Below are 14,731 nucleotides of genomic sequence, written 5' to 3' on the forward strand. Positions count from 1 at the left end.
GGTGGCACGGTCCCTGCCGGGCCGTCACCGGGCCTTGATCCGCCTGGTGTGGTTGCTGGTTTTCATTGCCGCTGCTGCTGCGGCCGTGCTTTTGTTCCCCCTCCCGTCGGTGGATGATCTGCAGCGGTATTTCACGGGCACGCCGTGGGGTGCGGGAGTTTTTATCCTGGGCTATGCCGCCCTGACGCTTTCCCCAGTGCCGAAGAATCTCTTGTCCATTGGTGCCGGCGTGGTTTTTGGTTTCGCCGGCGGAACGGGGGTGGTGTTGTCCGCGGCGCTGCTGGGAGCGACGGCTGCTTTCTGGCTGGGACGCTGGTTGGGGCGGGACGCTGTGGAGGCGTTCACGGGAGCGGGAGTGGAGAAACTGGACGGTCTTCTTCGACGGAGAGGCTTCACCGCGGTAGTCGGGGTACGGCTGGTGCCGGTGCTTCCCTTTACCGCGATCAATTACCTGGCCGGCTTGACATCCGTTTCCTGGTGGCCCTATCTCCTGGGCACAGCGGTGGGAATCCTGCCGGGCACTCTCAGTTACGTGACCCTGGGCGCCTTCGGCGCGCAGCTGGGATGGCAGGTTCAGTCCGCGGCGGCCGCTCTGGGCCTGCTGACCATCGCCGGGTTGGTCGTGGCCGCACGCATGCGGCGGCAGAAAGGGGCAGGGAATGTTTGACGCCCTGCTGCGCCACCACACCGGGCCCGTCCTTGACCGGATGGCTTCGGCAGCGGACCGGACCTGGGTCACCCCTGACCGGCTGACCGGCCTGAACCTGGTCCTGGGTCTGGCCAGCGCAGGGCTGGCCGCGGCCCAATGGTGGCTTCCGGCGCTGGCCGCGTGGCTCCTGAGCAGGCTGGCCGACGGCCTGGACGGGCCGCTGGCCCGTCTCAGGCGCCACCGGTCAGGGCAGGAGGATCCCGGCCGGGGCGGATTCTGGGATATCAGCGCTGACTTCGTCGTCTACGGCGCCACTGTCGTCGGGGTGGCGCTGGGTGCCACGTCGGCCTTCGCCGCCCCGTGGCTGCCGTTCCTGTTGGTCCTCTTCGCCTACTACATCAACGGTGCCGTGTTCCTCGCGTTTTCCTCCATTGCCGAGAAAACCGGACGCCAGCTCGATGACGGACGGTCGCTGTCCTTCCTCGGCGGACTGGCCGAGGGGGCTGAGACCATTGTGGTGCACAGCGTGTGGCTGATCTTCCCCGGGATCGCCTGGCTGACCGCAAGCGTCTGGGCCGTTTTGGTAGGGGTCAGCGCCGCCCACCGGATCCTGGCCGGGTACCGGGCCCTGAGCTGATCCGGCCCCCGTCAATGGCCAGCCGCCGGATCCTGGCCAACACCTTGATGGCAGTACCGGTCAGCGGGGAAGCCAGGCGTTCGCGGACATCCGCCACGGCGGCGTTCCACACACCGTCCGAGTACGTGGGGTAGGCGTGGGTGGCACCGGCGATGTCTGAGGTCCGCAGCTTCTTGTGCACAGCCAGGGACAGCTCGGCGAGGGATTCCCCTGCCCTGGGGCCCACGATGGTGCCCCCGGTAACACGGCCGCCCGCGCCCACCAGCAGGCGTGTGAAACCCTCGGTCCTGTCCTCCGTGACGGCCCGGTCCAGGTGTGAATGCCACACAGTCCGGGACCTCCCGGTCTCACCGCCGTCGGTGCTGTTGACGGTGGCGATTTCCGGTGAGGTGTAGGTGACCCGGGGGACCGCGGTGCTGATCCGGCGCCGGAGGCCGAGCACCGCGTTGGCGGCAGCCACGCTGGCGTGGACGCCGGCCAGATGGGTGAACTGCGGATGCGCGGTGACATCACCTGCCGCCCAGATCAAGGGGTTGGAGGTCCTCATGCGTGCATCAGTGATCACGTGCCCGCGCCCGTCCACGCGGACGCCGACGTGCTCGAGCCCAAGGGCCGTGGTCCGTGGAGTGCGGCCTGTCGCCAGCAGCACGATGGAGGCGCCAACGACCGTTCCGTCCGCCAATTGAAGCTGTATATCCCCGGGGCTGGTTGCATGGGTAACGCTGGAGTTTTCCAGGATGGTCACCCCATCGGCCGTGAGGCTTTCCCGCACAATGTCAACAGCTTCCGGTATTTCTTTCGCCAGGATCCGGGAGCGGACGATCATCGTGACCTCGGAGCCGAGCCGGGCGAAGGCCTGACCGAGTTCACAGGCAATCGGGCCGCCGCCCAGAATCGCGAGGCGGGCCGGCAGCCGTGTCAGGTCCCAGATTGTTTCGGAGGTGACGGTCCGGGCCGGGTCCAGCCCGGGCACGCCGGGGTCCGCAGGCTGGGCGCCGGTGGCTATCAACGCCTGCCGGAACCGTAAGGGGCGTCCGTCCAGTGCTGCGGTTCCGGCTCCGGTGAAGGTGATCCGGCCGGACAGGACTTCGACGCCTGCCTGTTCCAGGGCCTGCGGCGTGTCTACGGGTTCGATCGTGCGAATGGTGTTGGCGATGCGGTCCCGGACGGCCGGGAAGTCAGCTTCCCGGCCGGTGTGCTCCCGCAGCGTTTTGGCCTGCGCGGCGGCGGAGAGGAGCGTTTTGGAGGGAACGCAGCCGGTCCAGAGGCAGTCCCCTCCGGTGCGTCCCTGCTCCACCAGGACGGTGCTGGCACCGAAACCGGCGGCCGTCTTGGCGCCGACAATTCCTGCTGTTCCTCCGCCGAGGACCAGGAAGTCGATCATTCCGTCGCTGGATGCCATGATGAAGATCCTTACGTTCGTTGCCGGCTGCTTCCTGCGCATTTATTCAGCCAAGGAGTGGGTTATCCCAGACAAGTACACAGCATTCGCGCCGTTTTACGATGCCCTTTCCGGAGAATATCCGGTGTACCGGGCCGGAAGGGTCCGCGGGATCAACGGCTTGGCCCCGGCGGCCGGGCAGCAGGTCCTGGACCTGGGCTGCGGGACCGGGCTTAACTTTCCGCTGCTCCAGCAAAGAATAGGTCCCTCGGGGACCATTGTCGGAATCGACCGGAGCGACCGCATGCTGGACCAGGCGCGCCGCCGGGCCGCAAAGGCCGGATGGGACAACATCATTCTCATCCAGGCGGACGCCGTCGAAATGGACCCCGCAACCATCCGTGCCGTCATGCAAAGCCAGGGCGGAAAGGGGCTCTCTGACGCCGCCCTGGCCACCTACGCGCTCTCATTGATGCCGGAATGGCGGAAAGCCTGGGCCAACACGGCGGAGCTGCTGCGCGATGATGCCCGGGTCGCCGTGGTGGACATGCAGGACCCGGTCAGTTGGGCCCGCCTGCTCACTCCCTTGGCCCGGGCGGCCTGCGCCGTGGCCGGCGCGGACATCACAGCGCATCCCTGGCAGGCCGTCGAGGAGGACTGCACCGACGTCATCCGGGCCTCCGCCCGGGCAGGACATCTGCAGATCCGCGCCGGAACGCTGCCAGGGATTGGCCGGCGCCGGAATGTGCAGCGCGCCGGCAGCGGAAACTAAACACCGGACCCGTGATGACCACGCCCGCCCAGCCCGGGAGCGGGGATGGCTGCGAACACCCCATGCCAGCTCCGCCGGATGCCAGATCCCGAAGAAGTGCGTTCGGTCCAGGGCCTGCGCCTGCGGCGGCCCTCTTTCGCCCAAGCATGCATGTTTCCACCGAGCATGCAGGAAGGAGGCTGGAGGCACGAATGAACTTCGTCAGACGCGGCTAAGGGGCGAAGGAAGAGCACGGCGAACACTACTGCGCCGGTGAGGTAAGAACGTCCATGGTGACCGGCACAAAACCAACTCACCCTGCTTGCGGGGGGGGGGAGGCTCAGCAGCATGTCCGCCCCACGAAAGGGGCCAGGTGCGCGGTGCGTGGGCGGGACAGGCGCGGCTGCACGGCGTGTCATCAGAGAGTTGAGCTGCCGGGGCCGTTCTGGTTGGCCTCCTGTCCGCTCAGCGGCAAGGGGAAAAATACGCGGTCCCTGTGTGCCCCAGGTTACTTAACCGCCGGGCCTTGGGCCGTAGGGTTTGTCCGGTATCAACGACTATCTTCGTGCAGGATGAAAGGCGGCCCAATGGGTCCGGGAGCCCGTGCCTCAGACAGTGGGAGCGTTCCGATGCCCGGCCGTACGGGCGCCGTGGTGTGGAGAGGAAGGCCTGCGGGGAAGATCGCCGCGGCATTCCGCCGCCTGGAACTGGCGACCCGGCCCATCCACCCCGAGAGCCGGGAGGCCCTGGACCGGCGCTGGTCCGGGTTGCCCGGGCAGCTCAAAACCCCGGCTCAACTGCTGGGCAGGGCGGCGGTGGGATGCGAAGGAACCCACGGGGTTTTTCCCAAGTGCAACCTGACCTGCACCCCGTGCTACCACTCAGCAGACGCGAATAAAGTACGGATCGACGGCGGCCATACCGTGCGGGCGGTGAAGGACCAGCTCGGATTCCTCCGCCGGGTCCGCGGACCCCGCGCCCACGCCCAGCTTATCGGCGGGGAAGTGAGCCTGCTGCCAGCAGAAGACCACGCTGCCGCGCTGCTTGCCATGCAGGCCGCAGGGCGGGAACCGATGTCCATGACCCATGGCGACTTCGACTATCAGTACCTTCTCGACGTGGCGCTCGATGACACCGGCAAGCCCCGGTTCGGGCGGGTTTCATTCGCAGGGCATTTTGATTCGCTCATGCGTGGCCGCAGGGGAGCGCCCCGTCCGAGGACGGAGGAGGAACTGAACCCTTTCCGTGAACGGTTCGCCGCGATGTTCACAGCCCTGCGCCGGGAGCACCGCGTCAGGTCCTACCTCGCCCACAACATGACGGTCACCCCCGCGAATATCGATCAGGTGGCCGGGGTGACCGGAGCGGTACTGAAGATGCCGTTCGACATGCTGTCCTTCCAGCCCGCCGCGTACATTGGCGATGACAGGCGATGGGGCAAGGACTTCTCCGACATCACCATTGATGCGGTGTGGGACCGGATCGAGGCGGGCGCCGGGCAGCCCATCCCCTGGCAGGGCGCCCAGTTCGGGGACCCGCGCTGCAACCGCAGCGCTGTGGTCCTGCGGGCCGGGGACACGATGGCACCGCTGCTGGACCCGGCCGACCCGAAGGATCTCGCCGCCCGGGACCGGGTGCTGGCCCATTTCGGTGGAATGTTTTTCGGCGGGACGCCACACTGGATCGTTGCTCTGAAAGTCATCAGGGCCCTGCTGGCCCACCCCCGCGACATCCCCCTGATTCTTGGTTTCGGGTTCCGTCTTGCCACGCGCGCCGGCGGCCTGCGCCACGTCTTCGCCGCCTTACGGGCGGGAAAACTATCGTTCCGGACCTTCGTGGTCCATAACTTCATGGATGCAGCGGACGTAGCACCCGCCTGGGACCTGATGGGCAAGGGCATCACCAGTGAGGACCCGAAGACCCGCGAGGTCCAGGAACGTCTGGGTGCGTGCATGTACACCATGAGCCATCCCGAAACCGGGCAACTGGTCCCCGCATGCGTCCAGCATTCGGTCCTGGACCCGGCCGAGAACGCCGGCCTGCGCAAGCTGCTCCCCCTCACCCCCAAAGTCAGGACCGACCGGTGAAATCACCCCGCGCCGTGGGCAGCCGGGCTCTCATTATGGCAGCCGTAACAGGGGTGTTGTTCCTCAGCAGCTGCGCGGCGCCCCCGCCGGCCCCGGCGCAACCGCCCGGAGCGGCGAGCTGGGAGCAGATCACCTCCGAAGCGAAGGGACAAACAGTCAAACTGTGGATGTATGGCGGGGACACCCAAGGCAACGCCTACGTGGACGAACACCTCATCCCTGCCGCGGCAAAGGAAGGCGTCACGCTCGAACGCGTGCCGGTAGCCGACACCAAAGACGCCCTCAACCGCGTTCTGACCGAGAAGCAGTCCGGCACCACCGCTGGCCAAGTGGACCTCGTCTGGGTCAACGGCGACAACTTCGGAACCGGAAAGGAAGCCGGGGCGTGGGCCTGCGGGTGGACTTCCCTGCTGCCGAACATGAGCCTCACCGACCCGGCAGACCCGCTGCTCTCAGAGGACTTCGGCACCCCGGTGGAGGGCTGCGAAGCCCCGTGGAGCAAAGCGCAGTTCACCATCGCCTACAACTCCGCCGCCGTCCCCGATCCTCCGAAAACCCTCGCCGGCCTGCTGGACTGGGTCAAAGCCCACCCGGGCCGGTTCACTTATCCGGCGCCGCCGGACTTCACCGGCTCGGTCTTTACCCGCGAAGTGCTCTACAGCGTCTCCGGGGGCTACGCAAAGGTGCGGCTGGCCTTTGACCAGGGCGCGTTTGACAGGCTCACCCCCGCCCTCCTGACGGAACTTCAGGACCTGAAGCCCTCGCTGTGGCGGGAAGGATCAACGTACCCGAAATCCTCCAGCGAACTGAACGCTCTCTACGCGGGAGGGCAGGTGGATTTCACGATGACCTACGGCCCGGCGGAACTAACGAAACTGGTGACGGAGGGAACATATCCGGCAACGACCAAAGTCCTCACCCTGGAGGAGGGAACGGTGGGAAACGCCAGCTTCCTCGCCATACCCTCAACGTCCGGTCACCGGTCCGCCGCAATGGTCGTAGCCAACCTGGCCTTGTCCGAAGAGCAGCAGGCCCAAAAAGCCGACCCCGCGATCTGGGGACAATTCCCGGTCCTGAACCCCGGTGCGCTCAGCCCCGAAGGGCGCGCCCTGTTCGACCACCTCCCGTCCTCACCTGTGGTGCCCGGCTATGAGGTGTTGTCGAAGAACGCGAATCCGGAGCTCGCCGCTGCCTGGGTGCCCGCTCTGGATGAGGCCTGGCGGAGGCATGTTCTTGCCGGAAACTGAGGTCCTGATAACCCGGTCCCGGCCGAAGCCTCGCGTCCCGGGGGCGCTTCTGGCAGTCCCCGCTATCGTGATTGTCGCCTTCGTTGTCGTTGGCGGATCAGCCATGGTGACGGCACAGAGTCTGGGGTTGATGCCGCTGGTTGGCCGTCCGGAATTGTCGACGGCCGCCTACACCGCCCACGGCGGTGACCTCCTGGTGGGCGGGGGGCTCTCCCTGGCCATCGCCGGCACGTCCACGCTCCTGGCCTGCCTGATCGGCTTCATGGCAGCGCTGATCATGATGCAGGGCAGGTGGTGCGGGAAGCTCGTGGCGGCCATGAGCTCGCTGTCCATCCCTCTTCCACATATTGTGGGCGCGGCAGCGACGGGTCTGCTGCTGGCCGATTCCGGGCTGCTGGCCAGGGTCTTTGGGACGGCAGAGCGTTGGCCGCCCCTTGTGGGAGGTCCGTGGTGGGCCGCTGTCATTTTTGAGTACGCCTGGAAGGAGTCAGCGTTCGTAGGACTCGTCCTCGCCGGGACGCTGGCGACCCGGTCCGTTGACTATGAGGAAACAGCGGCCCTCCTGGGCGCCGGGCGGCTCGGGCGGCTCCGCCACGTGCTGCTGCCGTTGAGCCTGCCCGCCCTGATGACTTCCGGGACCATAGCGTTCATCTACAGCTTCGGCTCCTATGAGGTTGCATGGCTTCTGGGCCGGCCGTATCCTGAGCCGCTGCCCGTCATGGCCCTGCGCCTGTACAATTCCGTGACGCTCACCTCCCGGCCTGAGGCGGCCGCCGTCGCCGTGGTTACCGCAGCGGTGTCCCTGTGCGCAGTTCTCATGGCACTGGCCTTCCTTCGAAAGATCCCGCTGTGGCGGTAACCCTGCCGCCGGGGCTCCCCCGGGAGGCCTTACGAAAAGACGCGGCCCGGAACGGGCTGACGCGCTCCCGTGCCGCCGGCCGGATTCTGCGGACAGCAACTGCCGCAGCGCTTGCGGTGTGGTTTGTGCTGCCGCTGGTGCCCCTGGGCCTCTGGGTTTTCGCGGACCGCTGGTCCTATCCGGCACCGCTGCCCCAGCACTGGGGACTGGAGAACGTTGACTCCGCCCTGTCCCGGGGCGCGGCCACCGGGTTTGCCGGTTCACTGGCCCTGGGCCTCGCCGTCAGTGCACTGGCCACCCCTCTGGGTGTCCTGGCTGCCCGGAGCCTGGCGTTCCACCCCTCCCGGTGGTCGGCCCTCTTCAGTGCCCTGTTGTTCGCTCCTCTGGCGCTGCCGGCCTTCGTCACGGTGTTCGGGCTCAATGTCCTCCTGGTCCGGCTCCAGGTCCCCTCCTCCGCCGGGGTCGTCCTGGTCCTGACCGCGTACGCCCTGCCCTACACGACCTACGTCATGCGCCTGGCGTTCGGGGCACATGACCTCGGCTTCGAGGAGGAGGCCTGCACCCTGGGCGCCACCCGGGGCCAGGTGTTCCTTCGGGTCCAGTTGCCCCTGATCGCACCGGCCCTGGCCCGGGCGGCTTTCCTGGCGTTCCTGGTGGGATGGAGCGACTACCTGGTCACTGTCCTCATCGGCGGCGGCTCCCTGGTGACGGTACCGCTGCTGGTGGCATCCGCCGCGGCGGGGACCGGCAACGACGGGATCGTTGCGGTGCTGTCACTCATCGCGCTGGCACCGCCGCTGGCGCTGCTGCTTTTCGCGGGGATGACAGGACGACGACGTCCGGGAGCCCGGCCATGAGGCAGGGACTGGTAGTGCAGGGGCTGTCAAAGTCGTTCAAGGGCGCCCCCCATCCGGCCCTTGAGGAGTTCAGCCTGTCGCTGGCGCCCGGTTCCTGCACCGCGGTACTGGGCCCATCCGGGTCCGGCAAAAGCACCCTCCTGCGGACGGTGGCGGGCCTGGAAATCCCTGACCGCGGCAGTGTCCTGCTCGACGGCCAGGACCTCGCAACGGTCCGGCCTGAGCGCCGGGGGATGGCGATGGTTTTTCAGCGGCCGTTGCTCTTCCCGCACCTGAACGTCCTTGACAATGTCGCTTTCGCAGCCAGGATCCGAGGCGTTCCGCGCCGGCGTGCCCGCGCGGATGCTGAATCATTTCTCGAGCTGGTCCAGATGCAAGGAACAGGCAGACGGGCCGTCACCGGTCTGTCCGGAGGCCAGCAACAGCGCGTGGCCATCGCCCGCGGCCTGGCCGCGCGGCCGGCGGTGCTGCTGCTGGATGAACCCTTCAGCGCCCTGGACCCAGAGCTCCGCTCAGCCATGCACGAACTGCTCTCACACGTGCGAGAGCAACTAAACCCCATGGTGCTCATGGTCACCCACGACAGGGACGAAGCATCAGCTGTAGCCGATCAGCTGGCACTGATCAGCGAAGGAACACTGCTCCAGCACAGTTCCGTTGAAGCAATGTACACCCGGCCCGTTTCCCTTCAGGTCAGCCGCCTCATGGGAGGCACCAATGAAGTGCCGGGGACGATCCGCGGCGGCGTCCACTACTCCGCTTTGGGCGCCCATGCGTTGCCCGCGGACCACCCGTGGGCCGAAGGACCAGCCACGCTGCTCATCCGGCCCGAACGCATCATCGTCCTGGAGGACCACAACCCGGGACTGCCGGCGGTAATCACCCGGATCCGGGCCAGGGGCCCCCGGCGGCTGATGACGGTCGAAGCCGCAGGTGTGACGCTCAATGCGGAAGAAACCACCTGCCCGCACCCCGCACCAGGGGACACGGTCCGGCTCCAACTCCCCACTTCAGCTTTGGCAGCAGTGGCCCCGCAGCCCACAGCGGAGACCTCTGCCCTGATTTCGCCAACCCCGAAGGTTCCGGCATGAAACGCCACCGGAACTGCCCGGGCGGTCCGGGCACCGCGCCGGCTGAACACGGCCCTCTGAAGCGGCTGCTGGGAGGACTTACGGGGCGAGGTGGTCGAGGATGGCCGCGGTGACCTGTTGGGGACTGTCCTCGGTGGGGATGTGTTTACCCGGAACCTCCACCAGGTCCGTTGCCGGGATCTCGGCCACGTAGCGGAGGGCAAACGCGACTTTCTGGAAATCATCCTCCGTGCCCCAGACCAGCCGCGTGGGAACCGCAGCTTTAATCAGGGCCGGGACAAGCTCCAGGGTGTATCTGGCGTCAGCGGCTGCAGCCATCGCCATCCAGGACCTGACCCTGGCCGGATCCTTCCAAGGCGAGATGTAGTCGGCGACTTCCTCCTCCGTCAGGTTCCTGGCCACAGCCCTGCGTGTGGTCTCAGCCCGGGCCGCCATCATCTCTTCAACGCCCATGGAGGCGCGCACGTCCGGGTCGCGGAAGCGTTCGACAGCCGGGACCGGCCAGGAGTCGAACGTGACCGAGTTCATCAGGATCAGCCTCTCCACCCGTCCGGACCTGGCGGCCACATGCTGGGCGATCCCGCCGCCGATGTCATGACCGGCCAGATCGAACGTCCCCAGACCCAGCGCATCCGCTGCCGCCAGCACCGTCCGGGCCAGCTCCGGCACGGTGGCTGTGCGGGGGCCGAGTTCACCGCCGCTGCCGCCGAACCCCGGCAGGTCGAGGGCGACGCACCGGGCCCGGGTGCCCAGTTCCGGGAGGACGGGGAGCCACACCCTGCTCCAGAACGTGCCATGGAGCAGGAGCAGGGGAGGGCCTTCATCACCGGCTTGAAGATATGACAAGGCGGTTCCGTTGACCTGGACAGTCTTCCGCTGGACCGGGTAGTCACTCATCCGGCATCATTCCTTTCTCCGGCACACAACACGGCTGTTACCGGGCCAGGACTTCGGAAAGCTCGGGCAGGGCGGAGATGGTGTAGTCGGGCGCCTGGAAATAGTTCGGATACGTTGCGCCCGTCCGGTTGATCCAGGCCGTGGCGAGGCCGGCGCGGGCGGCGCCGTGGGTGTCCCAGGGATGCACGGCCACGAGGAGGATCTGCTCGGGTGTAACGCCGCAGACCGAAGCGGCGTAGTCGTACGATGCTTTGGCTGGTTTCCAGGCCGGTGCGTCCTCGACGGAGAGCAGCCGTTCGAACCTGTCCCGGATGCCGGCGTCGGCGAACAGTTTCTCGGCCACCTGCGTTGAGCCGTTGGTCAGTGTGACAAGCCGGTAGCCGGCGGCATCGAGGGCTTTGACGCCGTCGGGGACATCCGGGTGCACCCCGAGACCGGCGAAGCCGGCCATGACGTGCTTCACGGCCGAGTCGGCATCGCGGTTCAGTTCAGCGCCGGTGAACAGGCCCCGCAGAGCGTCGGCTCCGATCGCGGCGAAGCTTCCGTTGTCTCCGGCGGCCGTCAAGGCAAAACCGTCCCGCAACAGTGTGGCAAACCATAATTTTGCCAGATGGGCAGGCGCGCCGACCTCGACGAACCGGTGGCCAAGCGGGGACATGTCGGACAGGGTCTCGTTGACGTCAAAAACAATGACTGAAGGTTTCAACCGTGTTTCTCCTTCTCCAAACAGGGCAGCCCGGCGGCCGCCGGAATCAGTCTTCCTTGCGGTACTTGAGTTTGTCGAGGGCGCCCTGGAAGGCCTCGCTGTAGGTGGGGAACTGGGCGACCTGGTCGTGCAGGACGCTGATCGGGATCCGGGCCCGGATCGCGAGGGAAGCCTGGTGGATCCATTCCCCGGCCAGCGGGGACACAGCCCACGCCCCGATCAGGACTCCCTTGTTGGTGTCGGTGAGCAGGCCCAGGTGGCCGCGGGGCTCCCGCTCGTAGGTCCAGGGGCGGGCGAGTGATGCGGCCAGGTCCAGTTCTGCGAAGGCGGTGGAGAGTCCCTGTTCGTCGGCCTGGGCCTGGGTGATCCCGGCAGCGGCGATCTCTGGATCGCCGAACACCACCCTCGGGATCCCCTCGTAGGTGGCGGCCCTGGGTTGGCCGAGGATCGCGTCGGCGACGATCCGGCCCTGATACTTGGCGACATGGGTGAAGGGCATCACACCGGTGACGTCCCCGATGGCCCAGACGTTCCCTGCGGCCCGGCAATGCTGGTCAATCTCCACCGCACCGGTGGCACCAAGTGTCACCCCGGCCGCCTCAAAACCGAGTTCCTTGCTGCGTGGCCTGCGGCCGGTGGCGAAAATGACGACGTCGGTTTCGACCGATGTGCCGTCATCGAGCTCCAGCAGGCTCCCGTTGCCCTCGCGCGTGGCCTTGAGAGCGTTCGTCTCCAGCCGCACCTTCACGCCGGCCTCCCGGAGATAATGTTGTGCCAGTTCCCCGACGCGGGGATCCTCGCGCTCCAGGAGGTGTTTGCCGCGGTGCACCAGGGTAACGTCAACGCCGAAGCGTGCCAGGAACGTCGCGGTTTCGGTGCCCACCGCACTGCCCCCGATGACCACCGCGCGGCCGGGCAGCCTCGTGGTGGTGAAGGTTTCCCGGTTGGTCCAGGTGGTCACGTTTCCGGCGCCCTCGAGGTCGGGGACGACGGCCTCGGATCCGGTGGCGATGATGATGTGGTCGGCGGTGATCGTCCTGTCCCCGGCCTGCAGGGTCCCGGGCCCGGTGATCCTGGCTTCGGCCTTGATCACGGTGGCGCCCTGGCCCGTATAGCTGTCAACCTGGGCTTTGTCATCGAGGTGGCGGATCATATAGTCCCGGTAGTCACTGGCCGCTGCCCACTCCAGTTCCGCCCCGGTCACTCCGGGCGCCCGGGCGGCTCCTGTTTTCGCTTCGGGGGGCCGCAGGAGGGTTTTGGAGGGCACGCAGGCCCAGTAGGCGCATTCGCCTCCGATCAGTTCGCGCTCTATCACGGCAACTTTTTTGCCGGCCTTCAGAAGCTGGCTGGCCGCGACTTCGCCTCCGGGGCCCATGCCGAGGACGGCTACGTCAAAGTGTTCTTCCATCAGTTCATTCCCTTTCGTGGTGTACAGGTATCGCTGCAGGCGTGGTCAGGTGGCGCAGCAGGAGAGCCGGGAAATGTCGGTGGTGTAGGACTGCGCGGCGATTTTGATGCCCTCCGCCATCGTCAGGTAGGGGCTCCACAGGTTCGCGACCTGCTCCACGGTCATCCCGGCAGCCAGGATGTACACGCCCGCGGCGGCAATATCGCCCGCCTCTTTCCCGACCGCGGTCAGTCCCAGGATCTTCCCGGTGCCGTTCTCGGCCACGAGCTTGATGAAGCCGCGGGTGTCCCGGTTCACCAGGGCGCGCGGAACGTATTCCAGCGGCAGCACCCGGCATTCGCAGCTGATCCCTCCGCCGTTGGCTTGCTCGTCGGTCAGGCCGACGGCGGCCATGGACGGGCTGGTAAAGGCCACTCGGGGCAGGTGCCGGTAGTCAACTTCGCGGGCTGCGCCGTTGAAGGCATTTTCCACGGCGAGGGCGCCGTGGGCGGAGGCGACGTAGACGAATTCCCGGTGCCCGGTCACATCCCCTGCAGCCCAGATCCGGGGGTTGGTGCTGCCCATGGTCTTTTGCACGAGGACTTCACCCCGGTCACCGGTTTTCACCCCGACAGCGTCCAGGTTCAGACCGTCAGTGATCGCGCGGCGTCCGGTGGCCATCAGCAGGCGTTCGGCCTGGAACTCCTCCTGGCCGCCGGCAACATCTGCCACTGCTCTGACCCGTCCCGTAGCCGGGTCGCGGTTCACGGAGGACAGGGTCGCGCGGCGCAGAACCCGGATGCCCTCGTCAGCGAAAACGCTCATCAATGCCAGCGACACCTCAGGTTCTTCCGCCGAGGCGAGCCTGGAGCGGACCAACATCGTCACCTTGGATCCCAGCCGGGCGAACAGCTGGGCCTGCTCCATCGCCACGTAGCCGCCACCGACCACCAGCAAGGACTCCGGGACCTCCTCCAGTTCCATCGCGGTGGTCGAAGTCACATAGTCTGTTTCCCGCAGTCCCGGCATCGGGGGAGTCCACGGGGCCGAGCCGGTGGCCACCAGGTAATGGGCAGCGGTCACTGATTCCGGCACCCCGTCGGAGGTGGTGACCTCCAGCGCAGGTTCCTCCGGCGTCCCGGCAAAAGATGCAGTCCCCTGCCGAAGGTCCCAACCATAATCAGCGATCAGGTCAACGTATTTCTCTGAGCGCATCCCCTCCACCAGAGCCCGCTTGCCAGCGATCAGGGCAGGCATGTCCACCGTGTCCGCAGACGCCGTAATTCCGGGAAACCTCCCGCCGGCATCCAAAGCAACGTGCCGGGCCTCGGCCGCGGCCAGCAGCGCCTTGGAGGGGACGCAGCCGGTGTTCACGCAGGTCCCGCCGAGCGTGGACCGTTCGATCATCACCACGCTCTTGCCCAGGTTGGTGGCCCGGATCGCGGCAGCGAACGCGCCTGCGCCTGAGCCGATAATCGCCAGATCGAAGTCAAACCCCTGCGGTACGGCCATGAAACCTCCCTAAAGCGGCAGGGAACACCATTCCTGTCTGACCAGGATCCCTGCCTGAGTTGAACGGGGAAGCCTGGATGGATCCCCCATGACTCCTTCCAACCTGCACCTTCCTCCTGGGGGAAGGTCAAGGAGACTGTTCGCTGTTTCTTCCTGCCGCGGCGCCGGGGAAAACCAGGTCCGGCCTCGGCCCGCACCTGGCTCACCGCCGGGTTTTATCCTTCAATCCTGACGCCGCGCCAGAAGGCGATGCGGTCCTTGATGGGCTGCGCCCGCTTTTTGGGTTCACTGTAGTACCAGGCGGCATCGACGTTGACTTTGCCGTCAACGTCGAGGCTGTAGTACGCCGCCTGCCCCTTCCAGGGGCACACGGAATGCATGTCGCTCTCTTTCAGGTACACCGGATTCACCGCGTCGCGTGGAAAATAGTGATTTCCCTCCACCACCACGGTGTCTTCGGATTCGGCGATGACTTTTCCGTTCCAGACTGCCTTGACCATGTCTTCATCCTCCGAGTTTTCACATTCGAATTGCGCCCGCCCGTGCGTTGAGGAAGTCAAAGCCCGGTTCACCAACTGCTGCTTGCGCCGTGTCCCCGACGGTAGCCGGAGCTGATGGCGCACGTCTGCAACCTGGAGCACATTAGGGCCGAGGGGTGAAGTTATCTCCC

The 14,731-nt window shown here is 66.6% G+C and carries 14 protein-coding genes; 8 read left to right on the plus strand and 6 right to left on the minus strand.

Annotation, left to right across the window (positions count from 1 at the left end; translation table 11 throughout):
* Position 1: 1 nt before the first annotated feature.
* Both J2X98_RS18370 and J2X98_RS18375 read left to right on the plus strand, forming a co-directional pair.
* Positions 2 to 667 (plus strand): TVP38/TMEM64 family protein, encoded by a 666-nt coding sequence (locus J2X98_RS18370; RefSeq protein ID WP_307311015.1) that lies wholly within the window; start codon positions 2 to 4, stop codon positions 665 to 667.
* A complete protein-coding gene (locus J2X98_RS18375; RefSeq protein WP_277798631.1) occupies positions 660 to 1,286 on the plus strand; it encodes a CDP-alcohol phosphatidyltransferase family protein in 627 nt (208 codons plus the stop codon). The genes J2X98_RS18370 and J2X98_RS18375 overlap by 8 nt, the downstream gene beginning before the upstream one ends.
* On the opposite strand, the gene J2X98_RS18380 is transcribed toward J2X98_RS18375, so the two are convergent.
* On the minus strand, positions 1,240 to 2,688 hold the full coding sequence (locus J2X98_RS18380) for a dihydrolipoyl dehydrogenase family protein (RefSeq protein WP_307311017.1): 1,449 nt from the start codon (positions 2,686 to 2,688) through the stop codon (positions 1,240 to 1,242). The two genes, J2X98_RS18375 and J2X98_RS18380, sit on opposite strands and share 47 nt — an antisense overlap.
* 1 nt (position 2,689) lies before the next feature.
* Here J2X98_RS18380 and J2X98_RS18385 point away from each other — a divergent pair, with 1 nt between their 5' ends.
* From J2X98_RS18385 to J2X98_RS18410, 6 genes are all read left to right on the plus strand, one after another.
* Positions 2,690 to 3,439: a class I SAM-dependent methyltransferase gene (locus tag J2X98_RS18385; protein ID WP_307311020.1), complete on the plus strand. Its 750-nt coding sequence runs from the start codon at positions 2,690 to 2,692 to the stop codon at positions 3,437 to 3,439.
* A 608-nt stretch (positions 3,440 to 4,047) separates the two neighbouring features.
* A complete protein-coding gene (locus J2X98_RS18390) occupies positions 4,048 to 5,505 on the plus strand; it encodes a hypothetical protein (RefSeq protein ID WP_307311022.1) in 1,458 nt (485 codons plus the stop codon).
* Positions 5,502 to 6,752, plus strand: a complete 1,251-nt coding sequence (locus J2X98_RS18395; protein ID WP_307311024.1) for an ABC transporter substrate-binding protein — start codon at positions 5,502 to 5,504, stop codon at positions 6,750 to 6,752. The genes J2X98_RS18390 and J2X98_RS18395 overlap by 4 nt, the downstream gene beginning before the upstream one ends.
* Positions 6,753 to 6,855: 103 nt before the next feature.
* Positions 6,856 to 7,611: an ABC transporter permease gene (locus tag J2X98_RS18400; RefSeq protein ID WP_307311026.1), complete on the plus strand. Its 756-nt coding sequence runs from the start codon at positions 6,856 to 6,858 to the stop codon at positions 7,609 to 7,611.
* Positions 7,602 to 8,468, plus strand: a complete 867-nt coding sequence (locus tag J2X98_RS18405) for an ABC transporter permease (protein WP_307311028.1) — start codon at positions 7,602 to 7,604, stop codon at positions 8,466 to 8,468. The genes J2X98_RS18400 and J2X98_RS18405 overlap by 10 nt, the downstream gene beginning before the upstream one ends.
* On the plus strand, positions 8,465 to 9,559 hold the full coding sequence (locus J2X98_RS18410) for an ABC transporter ATP-binding protein (protein WP_307311031.1): 1,095 nt from the start codon (positions 8,465 to 8,467) through the stop codon (positions 9,557 to 9,559). Before J2X98_RS18405 ends, J2X98_RS18410 begins: the two co-directional genes overlap by 4 nt.
* Before the next feature lie 78 nt (positions 9,560 to 9,637).
* Here J2X98_RS18410 and J2X98_RS18415 read toward each other — a convergent pair whose 3' ends face one another.
* The 5 genes from J2X98_RS18415 to J2X98_RS18435 all read right to left on the minus strand — a co-directional run bounded on the left by J2X98_RS18415 (position 9,638) and on the right by J2X98_RS18435 (position 14,684).
* Complete coding sequence (locus tag J2X98_RS18415; protein WP_307311033.1) at positions 9,638 to 10,456, minus strand: alpha/beta fold hydrolase; 819 nt, start codon at positions 10,454 to 10,456, stop codon at positions 9,638 to 9,640.
* Positions 10,457 to 10,493: 37 nt separating this feature from the next.
* Positions 10,494 to 11,162, minus strand: a complete 669-nt coding sequence (locus J2X98_RS18420; RefSeq protein WP_277798640.1) for a haloacid dehalogenase type II — start codon at positions 11,160 to 11,162, stop codon at positions 10,494 to 10,496.
* A gap of 46 nt (positions 11,163 to 11,208) precedes the next feature.
* Positions 11,209 to 12,570 (minus strand): dihydrolipoyl dehydrogenase family protein, encoded by a 1,362-nt coding sequence (locus J2X98_RS18425; protein ID WP_307311034.1) that lies wholly within the window; start codon positions 12,568 to 12,570, stop codon positions 11,209 to 11,211.
* A 45-nt stretch (positions 12,571 to 12,615) separates the two neighbouring features.
* Positions 12,616 to 14,061 carry a mercury(II) reductase gene (gene merA / locus J2X98_RS18430; RefSeq protein WP_307311036.1) on the minus strand — a complete coding sequence of 482 codons (1,446 nt, stop codon included), beginning with the start codon at positions 14,059 to 14,061 and terminating at the stop codon, positions 12,616 to 12,618.
* Between the two features lie 215 nt (positions 14,062 to 14,276).
* A complete protein-coding gene (locus J2X98_RS18435; protein WP_307311038.1) occupies positions 14,277 to 14,684 on the minus strand; it encodes a DUF427 domain-containing protein in 408 nt (135 codons plus the stop codon).
* Between the last annotated feature and the right edge of the window lie 47 nt (positions 14,685 to 14,731).

It is taken from the genome of Pseudarthrobacter enclensis, from assembly GCF_030811655.1.
In the GTDB taxonomy this organism is placed as follows: Bacteria; Actinomycetota; Actinomycetes; order Actinomycetales; family Micrococcaceae; genus Arthrobacter; species Arthrobacter enclensis_A.